The organism is Natronospirillum operosum, from assembly GCF_004768465.1.
Lineage (GTDB): Bacteria > Pseudomonadota > Gammaproteobacteria > Pseudomonadales > Natronospirillaceae > Natronospirillum > Natronospirillum operosum.
In genome coordinates, this window is sequence record NZ_SRMF01000001.1 from 1239147 (window position 1) to 1257179 (window position 18033).

An 18033-nucleotide genomic window follows, 5' to 3' on the forward strand; every position below is an offset into this window, starting at 1 on the left:
CCGTGCCCAGCGGCGTAGCCCTGGACGGACATCCAGTAGACGGTAGACAGTCGACCGATGACAGAATGAGCGTAACCAGCCTCGGGTCCGCTTTTACTGTCGACCGTCGACTGTCCTCGGTCGACTCATACTCTGGTCTCGGCCGCGCTAACGTGCAGGGATGCGCCAGTCCCGGCTACAGGCGATTGAGGCCGTTCAGCGCCGCCACCCGGTAGGCTTCGGCCATGGTCGGATAGTTGAAGGTATGGTTGACGAAGTACTCCAGCGTATTGCCGCCGTTGGGCTGTTCCATGATAGCCTGGCCGATATGCAGAATCTCTGCGGCCTGATCGCCAAAGCAATGGATACCCAGCAGCTCCAGCGTTTCACTGTGGAACAGAATCTTCAGCATGCCGACATCTTCGCCGGTAATCTGGGCCCGGGCGGTGTCCTTGAAATAGGCCTTGCCCACCTCGTAGGGCACCTTTTTCTCGGTCAGCTCGCGCTCGTTCTCGCCCACCGAGCTGATCTCGGGAATGGTATAGATACCGGTCGGAATGTCGCTGAAAAAGTGTGAATGGCCGTCCTTCATGGCCGCACTGGATGCCCCCCGTCCCTGATCATAGGCTGCGCTGGCCAGGCTGGGCCAGCCGATCACATCCCCCACCGCATAGATGTTGTCCACCTTGGTGCGATAGGACTTGTCGACCTCGAGCTGACCTCGATTGTTGGGCTGCAGGCCAATGGCTTCCAGATTCAGCGTTTCCGTGTTGCCGGCGCGGCCATTGGCCCACATGAAGGCGTCGGCCTTGATCGTCTTGCCGCTTTCCAGTGTCAGGACAATCCCTTCCTTCTTGCCCTCCACCTTCTTGAAGGTCTCGTTGTGCCGGATCAGTACGCCATTGTTACGCATGTGGTAGCTCAGCGCATCAGAGATCTCGTCATCCATGAAAGCCAGCAGGCGCGCGCCCGGGTTGACCAGATCCACCTTGACGCCCAGACCGCTGAAGATGGAAGCATACTCACAGCCGATCACACCGGCACCATAGATGACCATACGCTTGGGCGTATCGGTCATGGTCAATACCTTGTCGCTGTCATAGATACGCGGATGCTTGAAATTGACCTCGGGCGGCCGATAAGGGCGGGAACCGGTGGCAATGATGACATGGCCACCCTTGAGCACATCTCCGGCATTATCGCCGTCACGCAGTTCAATCCGGTGCGGGTCGACAAAGAACGCATCACCCTGATACACCGAAACGTGATTGCGCGCATAGAAGCGGGCCCGCATGGACACCTGCTTGCCGACCACGGTCTGGGCAGATTTCATCACGGTGGGGAAGTCGAGCACCTTGGGCTCGGAAATAGCCCGGAACATGGAATTCCGGTTGTACTTCATCAGAGCGTCGACAGAGTGACGAAGTGCCTTGGAAGGAATGGTGCCCTGATGGGTACAGTTGCCACCGACATCCTGACGGCGATCAATGATAGCTACTGTCTTGCCGTGCTTGGCCGCATTCATGGCCGCACTTTCGCCGGCCGGCCCGCTGCCGATCACTACCACATCGTAGTTGAATTCTGCCATTGTTACTCCTTGATGGTGTGAGTCGACAGTGGACAGATGACGGAGGACAGTAGGCGTCGCGTTACGCTAGAGCCACAACAACTGTCGACCGTCGACTGTCATCTGTCTTCCATTTTACCGAGAGGCGTCGTAAAAAGCCGCCTTGCGGTCGCCCGCCTGATCATCATCCGGCGCGTCACACTTGTTCGGGTCACCACCACAGAAATCGCAGGGCCCGTTGGACACACCGGTATTGGCAATGCCACCACAGCTGCCGCTGATCGGCTTGCGCCCGAACATGACGCCAATGGCCATGCCTGCTACCAGCAACAGCATCAGGGTCAGCACCAGCAAGAATACAGTAATCATGTGTCATCCTCCTCAGCCAGCAGGTCGACAAACTCGCCCGTGGCTGTTTCTACAAAACCATCATCGGTCCGTTCTATCAGCAATGCTGACACCCCTTCCCGCTCGGCTACCTCTGCCGCCTGCTCCGGCCCCAGCACCATCAGGGCGGTGGACCAGGCGTCAGCCAACATGCTGTTCTCCGCAATGACTGACACCGAAGCCAGCCGATGGTCAACCGGAAAACCGGTCTGCGGATTGATGGTATGGGAATACCTCTGACCATCCACTTCAAAGTAATTCCGATAGTCGCCACTGGTCACAATGGCCGCATCCTCCAGCTCCAGCACGCGGTAGATACCACGCTGAGTTTCATCCGGTCTCTCGATGGCAATGCGCCAGGGCGACCCATCCGGTTTACCGCCCTGAACCACCATGTCTCCCCCCAATTCTACCAGAAATTGAGTGTGACCCTGAGCCAACAGGTATTCAGCGACTGCATCGGCGCCATAACCCTTGGCAATACCGCCCAGATCGATCTCGCGCGGCGCGGATTTGCGCAAGGCCGGCGGGTCCGTGCGGACTTCCACTGCCTGCCAGCCGATCATGGCCATGGCAGCTTCGAGTTCCTCCTCCGAGGGTATCTCTTCAGCCCGTCCCTGGGGCCCGAAGCCCCAGATATTGACCAGAGGCAGGATGGTGGGCTCAAAGGCGCCAGCGGTGATCTCCGCCACCTCCAGCCCGGCCGCCACGATCCTTGCCACCTCGTCACTGACCTCCACCCATTCATCGGGCTCGGCAGCATTGAAGCGACTGACATCAGAGCGTGGCTCGTAGACAGAAGTACTGTTTACAACGCGGCGCAGGGCCCGCTGAATGCCCACTTCCAGCGCCAGCTTCTCGGACTCGGGGGCATACACCTGTACCGTGTAGTTGGTACCCATGGTGCCGCCCGTGAAACGCAGCGGCTCATCACCCACATCATTACTGCAGCCCCAAACAAAAAGGAGTGCCAACAGGCACCCCTTTCCGATGAAAAGCCTATTGCAGAGCTTTTGCATAGACATCAGCCACCAAAGTCGTCCAGCGCGATGTTCTCGTCTTCCACACCCAGATCCTTCAGCATCTTGATGCAGGACGCATTCATCATCGGCGGCCCACACATATAGTACTCGACATCTTCCGGTGCCTCATGGTCCTTCAGATACTTCTCGTACAATACATTGTGGATAAAGCCCGTGGCGCCGGTCCAGTTGTCTTCTTCCAGCGGCTCGCTGAGGGCCAGATGCCACTCGAAGTTGTCGTTTTCTTCGGCCAGCTTGTCGAATTCCTCGACATAGAAAGCTTCCCGGTAGGACCGCGCGCCGTACCAGAAGCTGATCTTGCGCTTGGAATTCAGACGCTTGAGCTGGTCAAAGATGTGCGAGCGCATGGGCGCCATACCGGCACCACCGCCGATAAAGATCATCTCGGCATCGGTATCCTTGGCGAAGAACTCACCAAAGGGTCCGAACACGGTGATCTTGTCGCCCGGTTTCAGGCTGAACACATAGGACGACATGATACCCGGCGGGTGGTCTGTTCCCGGCGGCGGAGTGGCGATGCGGATATTGAACTTCACAATACCCTTCTCTTCCGGATAGTTCGCCATGGAGTAGGCACGGGTGACGGTCTCGTCCACCCTGGACTCGTACTGCCAGACATTGAACTTGTCCCAGTCCCCGCGGAACTCCTCTTCGATATCGAAATCCTTGAACTTCACATGGTGCGGCGGGCATTCCAGCTGCACATAGCCACCGGCGCGGAAGTCGACATTCTCGCCTTCCGGCAGCTTCAGTGTCAGTTCCTTGATGAAGGTGGCCACATTGGGGTTGGACACCACCTCACATTCCCAGCGTTCGACGCCAAAGAATTCGGCCGGCACGTCGATCTTCATATCCTGCTTCACCGGCACCTGACAGGACAGGCGCCAGCCTGCCTTCAGTTCACCCTTGGTGAAGGCTGAAGTTTCCGTCGGCAGCGGCGCACCGCCCCCCTCGAATACCTGGCACTTGCACTGGGCACAGGTGCCGCCACCGCCACAGGCAGAGCTGAGGAAGATGCCCTGGTTGGCCAGCGTACCCAACAATTTGCTGCCCGCCTCGGCCTTGATCGACTTGTCGGGATCTTCGTTGATTTCGATCGTCACTTCACCGGTATTCACCAGCTTCGAGCGCGCACTGATAATCACCGCCACCAGGAAAAAGACGATGACGATGAAAAAGACGACGCCCAGAGTAATTTCCAGAATCATGAGCTTGCTCCTGTCTTACAGCTGTACGCCCGAGAAGGACATGAATCCCAGGGACATCAGGCCGGTGGCAATAAAGGTAATGCCCAGACCACGCAACCCCGGGGGAATATCACTGTACTTCAACTTCTCGCGAATACCGGCCAGCGCGGCAATCGCCAGCGCCCAGCCGATACCGGCACCGAGGCCATAGACCACGGATTCGGAGAAGTTGTAGTCCCGCTCCACCATGAACAGGGATGCACCCAGAATGGCGCAGTTCACGGTGATCAGCGGCAGGAACACGCCCAGAGCGTTGTAGAGCTTGGGCACATACTTGTCGAGAAACATCTCGATGATCTGCACCAGTGCCGCAATCACACCGATATAGCTCAGATAGCCCAGGAAGCTGAGATCCACAGCCGCCAGATCTTCACTGATCCAGGACAGTGCGCCTTCCTGCAGAATCAGGGCATAGATCAGGTTGTTGACCGGCACCGTGATGCCCAGCACCACGACCACGGCAATACCCAGACCCACGGCGGCATCGACCTTCTTGGAAATGGCCAGAAAGGTACACATGCCCAGGAAGAAGGCCAGCGCCATGTTCTCCACGAAGATGGCGGTAATGAACAGACCGAGCAGTTCTTCAAACATCAGAAGGCCTCCTTGTTGACGTTGGGCCGGATCTCGAACTCATCCTGCTCCACCTGCTCCGGTTTCCAGACGCGCAGCGCCCAGATCATGAAGCCGATAATGAAGAAGGCGCTGGGCGGCAACAGGAACAGGCCATTGGGCTCGTAGAAGCCACCCTCGCTGACCGGAGTCAGAACCTGAAAGCCGAACAGCGACCCGGCACCGAACAGTTCACGGAAGAAGGCCACAATCATCAGTACCACCGAATAGCCCAGGGCATTGCCCAGACCGTCGATGAAGGAGATGCCCGGCGGGTTCTGCATCGCGAAGGCTTCGGCGCGCCCCAGCACGATACAGTTGGTGATGATCAGCCCGACAAACACCGACAGCTGCTGCGAGATGTTGTAGGCGTAAGCTTTCAGGATCTGATCCACCACGATCACCAGCGAGGCAATAATGGTCATCTGCACGATGATCCGGATATTGCTCGGAATCTGATTGCGGATAAGCGCAATAAAGAAGTTGGACAGACAGAGCACGAAGATAACCGCCAGACACATGACCAATGCCACTGTCATGCTGGTGGTTACCGCCAGAGCTGAACAGATACCGAGAATCTGCAGTCCGATCGGGTTGTTGTTGAACAACGGGTCCATCAGGACTTTTTTGCTTTGTGAGGCCATATCAGGATTCCTCCCCGCGCAGATTTTCCAGGAAGGGCTTGAAGCCACGCTCGCCCATCCAGAATGCAATCATGTTGTCGACACCACGGCTGGTCAGCGTGGCACCGGAAATACCATCGATATGATGTTCCTCCTCGATACCCCCGCCGCGTGTTACCCGCAGCGCCACTTCACCGTCGTCGTCGTAGATTCGGCGACCCGGCCACTGGGCAATCCAGTTGGGGTTGTCGATCTCGCCACCCAGACCCGGTGTTTCGGCGTGATCATAAAAGCCCAGACCGGCGACGGTGTTGAGATCATTTTCCAGTGCCAGGAAACCATACATGGTTGACCACAGACCATAACCACGCACCGGCAGGATGACAATTTCCAGGTCGTCATCGTCATCCCGGACCAGATAGACCAGAGAGTAGTCTTCCAGTCGATTGATGCCGGCAATGTCTTCTCGACCGCGGATCTCCTGCGACCGTGCAGGATCACGGGCCGCCTGACGCTGGTTGTAGGTATCCGGATCGATATGGTCAACGAATTCGCCGGTCGCCAGCTCGATCACACGGGTTTCGATGTCCGCGAACTGCTCGTCAATGGACACCCCGCTCTGGAAGATGCCGGCCGCCTGCAGCACGTTCTGCTTGCGATCCAGTTCCGCGTTTTCCTGTTGCAGCGGTCGCAGGGCGACCGCAGCAGCAGATACCACGATGGCACAGACCAGACACACCGAGAACGCGACGACTATGATGTTCTTGACGGAATCTCTATCACGCTTGCTGGACACGAGCAGCCCTCCGCTTGATATTGCCCTTGACGACGTAGTAGTCGATCAGCGGGGAGAAAATGTTGGCGAACAGAATGGCCAGCATGATGCCCTCGGGGAAAGCCGGGTTGACCACACGGATCAACACGGTCATCACACCGATCAGGCCCCCGAACCACCATTTGCCCAGATTGGTCATGGATGCCGAAATCGGGTCAGTGGCCATGAACATCATGCCGAAGGCAAAGCCGCCCAGCACCAGATGCCAGTACCACGGCACCTCGAACAGCGGGTTGGTCTCGGAGCCGACCATATTGAGCAGGGCCGAGGACAGAATCATGCCGACCATGACACCGGCGACGATGCGCCAGTTGGCAATCCCCATGAACACCAGCACCAGGCCGCCCAGCAGCACCAGCAGAGTCGAGGTTTCACCCATGGACCCCTGAATGGTACCCAGGAAGGCGTTGCTCCAGGCCACACCGTTTTCGATCATGTAGGACACGCCGCCATCCTGCGCCAGGCTCAGGGGCGTGGCGCCGGAGAAACCGTCGACCGCCGTCCAGACTTCATCCCCGGACATGGCCGCCGGATAGGCGAAGTACAGGAAGGCCCGCCCGGTCAGCGCCGGGTTGAGGAAGTTCTTGCCGGTACCGCCGAAGATTTCCTTGCCCACGACCACACCGAAGGTGATGCCGAGAGCAACCTGCCACAGCGGAATGCTGGGCGGACAGATCAGCGCAAACAGCACAGAGGTCACGAAGAAGCCTTCGTTCACCTCGTGCTTGCGCACAGTGGCGAACAGCACTTCCCAGAAGCCACCGACAACAAAGGTCACGGCATAGACAGGCACAAAGTGCCAGAAGCCATACCAGAAGTTGTCCCAGATACTGCTGGGGTCATTGCCGGCAAACAGGGCAATGAAGAAGTGCCGCCAGTTTTCGGTCAGTTCCAGACCGCCGGCAATGGCCGTATTGGCCTGATAGCCGATATTCCACATGCCGAAGAACATGGCCGGGAAGGTACAGACCCAGACCGTGATCATGATGCGCTTCAGGTCCATGCCGTCACGCACATGGGCCGTGGTACTGGTCACACTGCCGGGCCGGTACAGGAAGGTATCGATGGCCTCGTACAGGGGGTACCACTTCTTGTATTTGCCACCCTCGGTAAAGTGCGGCTCCAGATTGTCGAGAATCTTGCGCAATGCCATCATGCTGTCAGCCCTCTTTCTCGATGGTGGTCAGGGTGTCCCGCAGGATGGGCCCATATTCATACTTACCGGCACACACATAGGACAGCAGCGCTACATCCTCTTCGTCCAGCTCGAGAGCACCCAGTTCCTCCGCCTGCTCCAGATCGCCGCTGGCAATCGCACGCAACAGCTGCGTGGGGAGGATATCCAGTGGCATCACCTTTTCATACTGTCCAAGCGGCAGCATGGCGCGCTCCGAACCCTGAGTAGAGGTATCGAAATCGAATTTCTTGCCCTTGAACAGCCTGGACACATAGATATTGAGCACCGAGAAGCGTTCGAACCCGGGGCGCAGATAATGGAACATGGGGCGATCAGTGCCTTCACGCAGCAGGCTCACCTGCAGGTGATAACGGCCCAGATAGGCCACCTCGTCGATCGGCGCCCGGCCACCCCAGACTGAGCCCGAGATCATGCGCACGTTCTCTCCGGCCGGCACTTCGCCCTGGCACAGATCAAACAGGTTGGCCCCGATACGGGTTCTGATCAGGCGCGGCTTTTCGGCCATCGGCCCACCCAGCGCGATCACCCGGTCGGTACTGATCCGACCTGTGGTGAACAGCCTGGCGATGGCGATGACGTCCTGATAGTTGATGGTCCAGACGGTCTTGTTGAGGTGTACCGGGTCCAGGAAGTGGATATGAGTGCCCACATTGCCGGCCGGATGGGGACCGGCAAACTCTTCCACGCTGACACCGTCAACAACGGGAATGTCTGCGCCCGGCGCCTTGCACAGCCAGGTGCGACCTTCGGTCAGCTTGCTGATCAGGGTCAGGCCCTGCTGAAAGGCTTCTTTCTCCTCGGCAATGATCACGGCCGGGTCGGCCGCCAGCGGATTGGTATCCATGGCATTGACGAAGATGGCTGCCGGCGTGCTGTCTGGCGCGGGCACCTTGCTGAAAGGGCGCGTGCGCAATACTGTCCAGACGCCACTTCTGACCAGGTTGTCGACGATCTTGTCGCGGCTCAGACTGCCCAGTTTGCCGGGGGTATACTTGTCAAAGGTTTCCTCTTCATCACCATCCAGCTCGATGACCAGCGACTGGAACACCCGCCGCTTGCCTCGATTGATGGCCTTCACCACACCCGTTCCCGGTGCCGTATAGGTGACTCCCTCGGTCTTCTTGTCGGTAAACACGGGCTGACCCAGCTTGACGCGATCACCCTCGCGCACCAGCATGGTCGGCTTCATGCCATGGTAGTCATAGCCTACCAATGCCACCGACTTGACGGAGTTCCCTTCGGACAGGGTTTGAGTGGGCTCACCAGTAATCGGAAGGTCCAGACCTTTCTTTATAGTGATCATAGTGTATTGCCCGTCTCTGATTTCAAAGCATAAACCCGATCGTCCGCGCCGGAACCACCGGGACTGAATTCAATGTATTCTCTGGGGCTGAACGCCCTGGGCAGGTGCAGATTAGCAGTTGCCGAACCAGTCGAATTCGGCAGCAGAGCTTGCGGGCAGCACGATCTCGAATTCCGCTCCGTTGGTCACCGTGCTGCGTGAACCAAATCCTGAACACCCCCTGAAATCGGGCGTAAGTATAATAGCCATACATCCGATTTGCTACTGTCGTGCGGCGCCGCAGCCCAATAAATTGGCGACACACAGATGTGATTGACTTGCATCAGTTCACGACCTTGCAGCGAAGGCTGCCATGAGGTCGCCCCCCTGCTACAATACGCCGCCCCGCAGACCAGCCATTACACCTGCACAGAGATGACTGCAACGACAGGAGACACCGTGTCCGTATCAACTCCGACGCCCTGCCTGGCGCCATTGCCTGCCCCGGAACTGCCCACCAGAGCGGGTGACCGACGGCATCTGGGCAACCTGCCCCCGGGTGCCGACGGCTGGGCACTGGCCGGGCTGATCCAGAATCACCCGGGCCAGGTCGTCGTCATTGGTGGCAACACCACGGAACTGGAGCGCCTGCAGAGGGATACCCGCATCTTTCTGGACCGGGATCAACCCGAAGCCCGCTGGTTGCCGGACTGGGAGATACTGCCCTATGACACCTTCTCGCCGCATCAGGACATCATCTCCGACCGCATCAGCATCCTGTATGAACTGCAGCAGGCCGCCGCCACGCCGGCGCCGGTGTTTGCCACGCTGAGCACGGTACTGCATCGTTTCGTGCCGACGGACTATGTGCAGCGCTGGACACTGCGCCTGCAGGTCGGCGATCGCCTTGACCTCGGGACCTTCAGCCACCGACTGCAGGAAGCCGGTTACGAACACGCCAGCACCGTGACCGACCATGGTCAGTACACCCTGCGCGGCGGCCTGGTCGATATCTTTCCGATGGGCGCCGACGCGCCGCTGCGCATCGAACTGTTTGATGACAACATCGAATCGATCCGCCTGTTTGACCCGGATACCCAGCGTACCCGGCGACCGGTGGAGCGCTTCGAACTGCTGCCGGGCCGCGAATTCCCGCTGACGGACGCGGGCATAGCCCGCTTCCGCGAGACTTTTCGGGCCGAATTCGATGTCGACCCCCGACAATGCCCCCTGTATCAGGACATTTCGGACGGTCTGGCCCCGGCCGGCATCGAATATTACCTGGATCTGTTCTTCGAGCAGTTGCATGCCTTTTTCGACTATCTGCCGGACAATACGCTGCTGGTTTTCCAGGGTGACCTGCAGGAAGAGGCCCGGCATTTCCTCGCCGATGTGGCGCAACGCTATGAAAACCGCCGCCATGACATTTCGCGCCCATTGCTGCCACCACACCGCATCTACCTGCGGGAGGATGAACTGTTCGCCCAGTTCAAGCGCTTCCCGCAGATTCACCTGAGTACCGCCCCGGCCAGCGGCAGCGGTGCTGTGAACGCCGACTTCGCCATCCCGCAGCCCTACCCGATCGATCACCGGGCGGCGCGGCCGCTGCAGGCGGTGCAGGCCATGCTCGACAGCACCGATGCCCGCGTGCTGTTCTGCGCCGAAACCCCGGGGCGCCGCGAAAGCCTGCTGGACCTGCTCAATGACACCGGCATCCGACCCGTGCAGCTCGACAGCGTGCATGACTTCCTGGCCGGCCAGCAGCACCTGGCCATTACCGTGGCACCGCTGAGTCAGGGCATTGAACACCCGAATGCGGGCCTGCGCCTGGTCAGTGAAACCCAGCTCTTTGGCGAGCAGCATGTCTCCGCCACCCGCCGCCGGGCCGAGAAAGCCAGCCTGGATCAGGCCGACCTGGCCATTCGCAACCTGGCGGAACTCAAGCCGGGGCAGCCGGTGGTGCATCTCGACCACGGGGTGGGCCGCTATCAGGGGCTGGAAACCCTGCAAGTCGATGGCCAGGCCAACGAATTCCTGAAACTGACCTACGCCAGTGACGCCAACCTCTACGTGCCGGTCACCAGCCTGCACCTGATCAGTCGCTATGCCGGCGGCGAAGAGAGTACAGCGCCGCTGCACCGGCTGGGCTCGGAACGCTGGAGCACCACCCGCCGCAAGGCAGCGGAAAAGATTCGGGATACTGCGGCCGAACTGCTGGATGTCTATGCGCGTCGCGAAGCGCGTGAGGGCCATGCGTTTCCGCCGGTGGGCGAAGACTATCGTCGCTTCGCCGCCGAGTTTCCGTTCGAGGAAACCGACGATCAGCTGGTTGCCATCAATGCCGTCATTCAGGACATGACCCGTGCCCAGCCCATGGATCGGCTGATCTGTGGTGATGTCGGCTTCGGCAAGACCGAAGTGGCCATGCGGGCCGCCTTTATCGCCGCGCATTCCGGCAAGCAGGTGGCCATTCTGGTGCCCACTACCCTGCTCGCCCAGCAGCACCATGAGAGCTTTGTCGACCGCTTTGCCAACTGGCCGCTGCGGGTTGAAGTACTGTCGCGCTTTCGCACCGGCAAGGAAACCGACCGGGTACTGCAGGGGCTCGAGAATGGCCAGGTGGACATCATCGTGGCCACTCACAAGCTGCTCTCCAGGGGTGTCAAGTTCAAGGATCTCGGGCTGCTGATCGTTGACGAGGAACACCGCTTCGGCGTGCAGCAGAAGGAACGCATCAAGGCCTTGCGCGCCAATGTGGACATCCTGGCGCTGACCGCCACCCCGATCCCGCGCACCCTGAACATGGCCATGTCCAGCATCCGTGACCTGTCCATCATCGCGACCCCGCCGGCCCGTCGCCTGTCGGTGAAAACCTTTGTGCGCGAACAGGATCAGCCCCTGATCAGGGAGGCCATCTACCGTGAGATTCTGCGCGGCGGTCAGGTCTATTTCCTGCACAATGAAGTGCAGAGCATCGAACGCGTGGCCGACGAGATACGCGCAGCCATACCGGAGGCACGCGTGGCCATCGGACACGGCCAGATGCGCGAACGGGATCTGGAAAAGGTCATGTCGGATTTTTTCCACAAACGTCACAACGTGCTGGTCTGCACCACCATTATCGAGACCGGCATCGATATTCCCTCGGCCAATACCATCATCATCAACCGGGCCGACAAGTTCGGCCTGGCGCAGTTGCACCAGTTGCGCGGCCGCGTCGGGCGCTCGCACCACCAGGCCTACGCCTATCTGCTGACACCGCCCTGGAAGGCACTCTCCGGTGATGCCAAAAAACGTCTGGAAGCCATCTCCGAGGCGCAGGATCTCGGCGCCGGCTTCATGCTGGCCACGCACGATCTGGAAATACGCGGTGCCGGCGAACTGCTGGGCGAGGAGCAGAGTGGCCATATCGAATCCATCGGTTTCAGTCTCTACATGGAGATGCTGGACCAGGCCGTCCAGGCACTGAAGGCAGGCCGGGAGCCCGACATCAACCTGGCCGACCAGAGCCATGTGGAAGTCAACCTGCACGTGCCGACCCTGATTCCGGAAGCCTACCTGCCCGACATCAACACCCGGCTGACCCTGTACAAGCGTATTGCCAGTGCGCCGGACGACGAGGCACTGCGCGAACTCAAGGTGGAAATGATCGACCGTTTCGGGCTGCTGCCCGAACCTTTGAACAATCTTTTCAGGGTAACCCGGCTGCGCCATCGCCTTGAGGCCATGGGCATTGATAAACTGACCTGCAATGCTGACGGCGGTGTGGTCGAGTTCTCTGGCCAGACGCAGGTGAATCCGTTTACCATCGTGCAACTGGTTCAGCAGCAACCTGCGACCTACCAGATGCGCCAGGGTGACCGCCTCGGTTTCAGGGAAGTGTCCGCAACCGCTGAAGAAAGATTTGCTGTGGTGGACGCTCTATTGGACAGACTTAGCCAGGACCTGCAAGCATGAAGATATCCACCAGAACGGGCCCTGCCCTGCTGTTGATCGCCCTGCTGGCACTGCCGGTCTCGAATCTGCTGGCCCAGGGCGCCAACCCCAATGTCGGGCGCTGGTATCAGGTCGAATTGATTCTGTTCGAACAGCGTCAGGAGCCGGAGTACAACGAAGTCTGGCCGGAGAGCCCGGATCTGACCCTGCTCAATGGCGCCCAACAACTGCGTCGTGCACCCATGGGCAGCGGCGTCATGGCCCCTGTTCCGGCGGCACCCAGCCTTGCAGCCGACAGCGAACTGCCGCCACGCTGGCCGCTGGTGGATCTTGGTCAGGGTAAAGAAGAACCCCTGGTCATTCTGCCGGAGCCCCTGCTGCAACTGACCGATGAAGCCCGACGCCTTGATGAAAGCCGGGGTCGCCGGGTGCTGCTGCACACCGGCTGGAACATGCCCGTCGCCGCCGAGGCAGAGCGGGATGTGATTCGCCTGCACGCCGGCAGCCGTTTTGGTGATGCCTACGAAACCGACGGCACCATTGCCATTCATGTCGGTCGCTTCCTGCATGTGGAAACCGACATCTACCACACCCGTTATGAACAGGAACAGGCACCGTTGCCGCTGCTTTTCGGTGACAGCCTGCCACCGTCACTGATCCCCGAAGGCGAGCGCACGCCGCCGTTGCCAGCCGTGGTCGGCAGCAGTCCGACCTTCCGCATGGGCCCGCACTTTGTGCCCGTGGAGGCTGCCCGCTTCAACGAGCGACGCCGCATGCGCAGCAACGAGCTGCACTATATCGATCACCCCCGGCTGGGCATGATCATCCAGTTCACCCCCTATAACCCGGTCGAGATCACCTCGGGCGGCGATATTATCGAGGGTGAGCTCGACCCGGATGCCGATGACGGCCTGGGCGATCCGGATGATCTGGACGCTATCGACCCGCTCTAGTTCGATACTAGAGCGCCAGCACCTCGTCAGCCCAGCGCGCGGTGTCGTCAGGCTGATGCGTCACGAACAGCAGATGCCGCCGGCTGTCGCGGATCTGCTGATGTACCCAGTCCCCGGCGCGCTGGCGATTGTCGCCATCCAGCGCGCTGAAGGGCTCATCCAGCACCACGATCACCTGCGGCCGCAGCACGGTTCTGATCAGCGCCACCCGCTGGCGCTGTCCCCCGGACAGCTCCCCCGGATAGCGCTCCAGCAACTCATCGACCCCCAGGTGCGCACAGGCCGCCAGCACCTGCGACCAGGATGCCGCATCCGGTCTGCCATGCCGAAAACCCAGTTTCAGGTTGTCCGCCACCCGAATATGCTCGAACAGATTGTGCTGCTGGAACAGCGTCGATACCGGCCGCTGCTCCGGTGGCAGCCCTGTCAGCGCGGTGCCAGCCAGCAGCAACTCGCCCGAATGCACCGGCACAAAGCCGCCCACGGCCTCCAGCAGCGTTGTCTTGCCACTGCCACTGGGTCCGGTCAGGGCCAGTGTGCGTCCCGGTTCCAGCACAAAATCATGGTTCCATTGCCGGTCGCCCCGGCGCAATACCAACTGACGTGCTTCAAGCATGATGTCGATGATCCTCCAGCACCCAGAGCGCAATGAGCGCAAAGGCAAGCAGTAACAGTGAAGCCAGCGCCGCCGCCTGCAGTCGGTAGGACCCGGCCAGGGCATAGATCAGCCAGGGCAGCGTGCGCCAGCTGTCGTGTCCGAAGATGCCGAAGACGGCAAAGTCCCCCAGCGCGATCACAAAGGCCAGCGCCCAGGCCCGCCGCAGTGCCGGCAACAGCCAGGGCAGATAAAGCCGATGCCAGAACGGCCAGCCGCGCAGCCCCAGATCCGCTACCTGGCGCCGATAGTTGGCATCAAAATCGAACACTCTGGGTTTCAGTTGATGGTACACAAACGGGAGGGCCACCAGCGCATTGAGGCCAATGACGGCAACCCAGCCCCAGCGTATCCAGTTCACCCAGGGCAAAAAGAACAGATACAGACCCACCGACAGCACCATGCCCGGGATCACCAGATGGTGCAGGGCCGCAAACTCCACCCAGCGCCGAGCCCCCGGGGCAGTCCAGCGCCGCCACAGTTCCAGCCCCCCCAGCGCCAGCAAGGTGGCCAGAGTGGCGGCCGCAAAGGCAAAGCCCAGCGAGCGCAGGGTGACCGGCATCAGCGTACTCCAGGGCAGGCCCTGCCCACCGCGGAACAGCGCCACCGGAATCAGGGTGGCAATCGGCACTGCCAGAAACAGGATGGCCAGCACGTAGGCCAGCCGGCCCAGCGCCCGCGTGAACGGATGCAGGGCCGGCAGCCAGGGCTGACCCTGTGGCGGTGCCAGCCAGCGCAACCGGCCAAACTGACTGAACAGCAGAAACAGCCCGCCCGCCACCAGCAACTGGGTCCAGGCCAGGGTCAGCGCTTCGGCCGGATTGAAGGCAAATTTCAGCGCCTGATAGATGGCCACCTCTATGGTCGTGGCACGCGGGCCACCGCCCAGTGCCAGCACAATGGCAAAGCTGTTGAAACAGAGCAGGAAGATAAAACCGGCAACCCCCGGCAGCACACCCCGTATTGCCGGCCACTCTACCAGCCGAAAGCGCTGCCAGCCCGACAACCCGAGCTGGGCCGACACCTTCCAGGCGGTATCGGGAATGCTCTGCCACTGAAACACCAGCACGCGCAGCGCAAAGGGCATGTTCAGGAACACATGCGCGATAAGGATGCCGTTCAGGCCGTACAGGTTCCAGCCGGCGCCCAGCCAGGGGGTCAGCCAGCCGGAACGACCGAATACCGACACCAGGCCGGTGATCAGAATCAGGCTGGGCATGACAAAACACAGCAGGGCCCAGCGCAGAAACAGGGCCTTGCCCGGCAGCCGGGCATCCAGTGCCACAGCACGCGCCACCGGCAGTGCCAGCAGCACGGCAAACAGCGTGCTCAGCAAAGCCTGCCAGAGGGTAAAACGCAGAATGCGATGAAAATAGGCGTCATGCAGAATGCTGAGGTCGGGACGCCCCTCACTCCAGCCGAACAACGCCAGAAAGGCGAGCACGGTGGCCAGCAACATGCAGGCCAGAGCCGCCAGACCCCAGATCAGGCTGCCCCACTGACGGTTTGCCGTCGGCAGGGGGCGTCCGGCAAACACCGGCACCCCCTCATCATGACGGCGGTCAGTAGTCACTGACTGACGGCGTTACGCCAGGTACGGATCCAGGCCTGCCGATGCTCGTGGATCTCGGTCGGGCTGTGACCGATACGCTCGGGCGTGGCCAGACGATCGAAAGCTGCCGGCAGTTCCACGTCGGTCCGCACCGGCAGCATCCAGTTGGTCACCGGCAGAATCTGCTGTGCTTCCCGACTCAGCAGAAAATCCAGAAACTCGGCCGCCAGCTCGGCCTGATCGGTAAAGGCAGAAATGGCGGCCACCTCGATCTGTGCCACATGACCTTCCTCGAAGGTTGCCGCCTGATAGCGATCGGTATCTTCCGCCACCATGTGGTAGGCCGGCGATGTGGTATAGCTCAGCACATAGTCGGCTTCGCCTTCCTGGAACATGCCATAGGACTCGCTCCAGCCCTGGGTCACGGTTACTGTGCGCTCTGCCAGAGCCTGCCAGGCCTCGGTCACGCCGTTATCACCATACAGCGCCTGCATCCAGTGCATCAGGCCCTGTCCTACCGTGCTGGTACGCGGGTCCTGATACAGGATGGATACATCGCTGCTCAGGAGTTCCTCCATCGAGGTGGCCGGCGAGTCGATGTTCTCGGTGTCATACACAAAGGCAAAATAGCCGTAGTCAAAGGGCACATAGAGGTCATCCGACCACGCCAGGTCAGCGGCCAGCGGCAGGTCGCTCCAGTCGATACCGTGTGGCTGGAAGAGCTCCAGTGCACGCGCTTCCTCGATCAGGGCATCATCAACACCCAGCACCACATCGGCCTGGGTGTTGACCCCCTCGAGCCGCACGCGATTGAGCAGGGATACACCGTCATCGGAGCTGACAAAGTTCAGCGTGCAGTCACACTGCGCCTCGAAGGCACTCTTGATCTCGGGCCCAGGGCCCCAGTCACTGGTGAAGGAACTGTAGGTATAGACGGTCAACTCGTTGGCACCCAGTGTGCCCGCCAGGGCAAGGCCGGTTGCCAGGGTCAGTGTTCTCATGATTTCTCCCGGTCATTGAATTGCCGGCGAGAAGGGAATCAGCGGCTCTGAAAGGCCGCCCGAAAGGCGGTGTTGCATGCCATTCCCTTCGCCAGTACGAACTGGATCAGGTTCAACGGGTGTGCGGCACTCTGCACTCTGGCGCGAGTACCGACTGATCTCAGCCCGACGGCATTGCTGCTGCCGGGCACCCCGATGGACGTTTGAAGTTTAACAAGCTGACCTGTCTTAGACCAGACTGATCAGTCTTCGTAGAAGATGCGCACCGTTTCACTGATGACGTCGCGCACATCCACCATGCCGACGGTCAGCGTGGCCTGGATGTCCTTCAGCGTGATCACCTTGCTGCTCTTGCCGGCAGCAGGATTCACCACCAGCGCCAGGGACGCATAATTCAGCTTGAGTTCACGCGCCAGTGCGGCTTCCGGCATGCCGGTCATGCCCACCACATCACAACCATCACGCTCCATGCGGGTGATCTCGGCCGCCGTCTCCAGACGCGGGCCCTGCGTAACCCCGTAGACGCCGCCATCGGCAATCGCCTTGCCCGACTCGCGGGCGGCGCGGCGCAGCACATCGCGCAGGCTGTCGGTATAGGGGAAGGACAGGTCAACGTGCTTCACGCTTTCCATGTCACCCTGATAAAAGGTATGTATCCGTCCCCAGGTGTAATCGATGATCTGATCCGGCAATACCATGGAGCGGGTGGGCATGGCTTCGATATTGATGCTGCCTACCGCATTGATCGACACAATGTCCGTGGCGTACAGCTTCTGCAGAGCCCACAGGTTGGCCCGATAGTTGACCTGGTGCGGCGGAATCCGGTGCGGATGCCCGTGGCGGGCCAGAAACAGCACCCGGTTGCCGCCCATGTCACCCTCCAGAATTGGCGCTGACGTATGACCATAGGGCGTCTGGACATCATGCGCATTGACAACCTGTAATCGACTGGGCTCGGTCAGCCCGGTGCCGCCAATGATGGCAATGGTTCGCGTCATGGTGAATCTGTCTCCTTGCACTCGATGCGATCTGCTGCACAGTATAACAGGAATGTGACGGCTCGCATGGCCGGTCTGCAGCGCCTGCAGTGTCTTCTGTGGCCGGAGCGGAAGCCGCTGCTGAATCCACCCTCGGCAAACTGATCTGCGCCTTGAGTGTAATCG

General features: G+C 60.3%; 15 protein-coding genes and 1 riboswitch. Of the genes, 2 read left to right on the forward strand and 13 right to left on the reverse strand.

The window, feature by feature from the left end:
- Positions 1 to 175 precede the first annotated feature (175 nt).
- The 9 genes from sthA to E4656_RS05815 form a co-directional block, all read right to left on the reverse strand.
- The gene (sthA, locus tag E4656_RS05775; RefSeq protein WP_135481950.1) at positions 176 to 1567 is read right to left on the reverse strand and encodes a Si-specific NAD(P)(+) transhydrogenase; all 1392 of its coding nucleotides are present in this window, start codon (positions 1565 to 1567) and stop codon (positions 176 to 178) included.
- A gap of 114 nt (positions 1568 to 1681) precedes the next feature.
- The gene (gene nqrM, locus E4656_RS05780) at positions 1682 to 1915 is read right to left on the reverse strand and encodes a (Na+)-NQR maturation NqrM (protein WP_135481952.1); all 234 of its coding nucleotides are present in this window, start codon (positions 1913 to 1915) and stop codon (positions 1682 to 1684) included.
- Complete coding sequence (locus E4656_RS05785; RefSeq protein ID WP_167855949.1) at positions 1912 to 2871, reverse strand: FAD:protein FMN transferase; 960 nt, start codon at positions 2869 to 2871, stop codon at positions 1912 to 1914. The genes nqrM and E4656_RS05785 overlap by 4 nt, the downstream gene beginning before the upstream one ends.
- Positions 2872 to 2957: 86 nt before the next feature.
- A complete protein-coding gene (gene nqrF / locus E4656_RS05790; protein WP_135481956.1) occupies positions 2958 to 4184 on the reverse strand; it encodes an NADH:ubiquinone reductase (Na(+)-transporting) subunit F in 1227 nt (408 codons plus the stop codon).
- Between the two features lie 15 nt (positions 4185 to 4199).
- Complete coding sequence (gene nqrE, locus E4656_RS05795; protein WP_135481958.1) at positions 4200 to 4817, reverse strand: NADH:ubiquinone reductase (Na(+)-transporting) subunit E; 618 nt, start codon at positions 4815 to 4817, stop codon at positions 4200 to 4202.
- Positions 4817 to 5479, reverse strand: a complete 663-nt coding sequence (locus E4656_RS05800) for an NADH:ubiquinone reductase (Na(+)-transporting) subunit D (protein WP_135481960.1) — start codon at positions 5477 to 5479, stop codon at positions 4817 to 4819. Before E4656_RS05800 ends, nqrE begins: the two co-directional genes overlap by 1 nt.
- Before the next feature lies 1 nt (position 5480).
- Positions 5481 to 6254: a Na(+)-translocating NADH-quinone reductase subunit C gene (locus E4656_RS05805; protein ID WP_135481961.1), complete on the reverse strand. Its 774-nt coding sequence runs from the start codon at positions 6252 to 6254 to the stop codon at positions 5481 to 5483.
- Positions 6238 to 7446, reverse strand: coding sequence for an NADH:ubiquinone reductase (Na(+)-transporting) subunit B (locus E4656_RS05810; RefSeq protein WP_135482302.1), 1209 nt, complete (start codon positions 7444 to 7446; stop codon positions 6238 to 6240). The genes E4656_RS05805 and E4656_RS05810 overlap by 17 nt, the downstream gene beginning before the upstream one ends.
- A 7-nt stretch (positions 7447 to 7453) precedes the next feature.
- Positions 7454 to 8794 carry a Na(+)-translocating NADH-quinone reductase subunit A gene (locus tag E4656_RS05815; protein WP_135481963.1) on the reverse strand — a complete coding sequence of 447 codons (1341 nt, stop codon included), beginning with the start codon at positions 8792 to 8794 and terminating at the stop codon, positions 7454 to 7456.
- Between the two features lie 438 nt (positions 8795 to 9232).
- On the opposite strand from E4656_RS05815, the gene mfd reads away from it, so the two are divergent.
- Both mfd and E4656_RS05825 read left to right on the forward strand, forming a co-directional pair.
- Positions 9233 to 12730, forward strand: coding sequence for a transcription-repair coupling factor (gene mfd, locus E4656_RS05820; protein WP_240753900.1), 3498 nt, complete (start codon positions 9233 to 9235; stop codon positions 12728 to 12730).
- Positions 12727 to 13662: a CsiV family protein gene (locus E4656_RS05825; protein ID WP_135481967.1), complete on the forward strand. Its 936-nt coding sequence runs from the start codon at positions 12727 to 12729 to the stop codon at positions 13660 to 13662. Before mfd ends, E4656_RS05825 begins: the two co-directional genes overlap by 4 nt.
- Before the next feature lie 7 nt (positions 13663 to 13669).
- Here E4656_RS05825 and E4656_RS05830 read toward each other — a convergent pair whose 3' ends face one another.
- From E4656_RS05830 to E4656_RS05845, 4 genes are all read right to left on the reverse strand, one after another.
- On the reverse strand, positions 13670 to 14278 hold the full coding sequence (locus tag E4656_RS05830; RefSeq protein ID WP_135481969.1) for an ATP-binding cassette domain-containing protein: 609 nt from the start codon (positions 14276 to 14278) through the stop codon (positions 13670 to 13672).
- Complete coding sequence (locus tag E4656_RS05835; RefSeq protein ID WP_135481971.1) at positions 14271 to 15890, reverse strand: ABC transporter permease family protein; 1620 nt, start codon at positions 15888 to 15890, stop codon at positions 14271 to 14273. The genes E4656_RS05830 and E4656_RS05835 overlap by 8 nt, the downstream gene beginning before the upstream one ends.
- The gene (gene thiB / locus E4656_RS05840; RefSeq protein ID WP_135481972.1) at positions 15887 to 16870 is read right to left on the reverse strand and encodes a thiamine ABC transporter substrate binding subunit; all 984 of its coding nucleotides are present in this window, start codon (positions 16868 to 16870) and stop codon (positions 15887 to 15889) included. Before thiB ends, E4656_RS05835 begins: the two co-directional genes overlap by 4 nt.
- Before the next feature lie 66 nt (positions 16871 to 16936).
- Positions 16937 to 17075, reverse strand: a riboswitch (TPP riboswitch).
- Positions 17076 to 17112: 37 nt separating this feature from the next.
- A complete protein-coding gene (locus E4656_RS05845; protein WP_135481974.1) occupies positions 17113 to 17868 on the reverse strand; it encodes an S-methyl-5'-thioinosine phosphorylase in 756 nt (251 codons plus the stop codon).
- Positions 17869 to 18033: the final 165 nt, after the last annotated feature.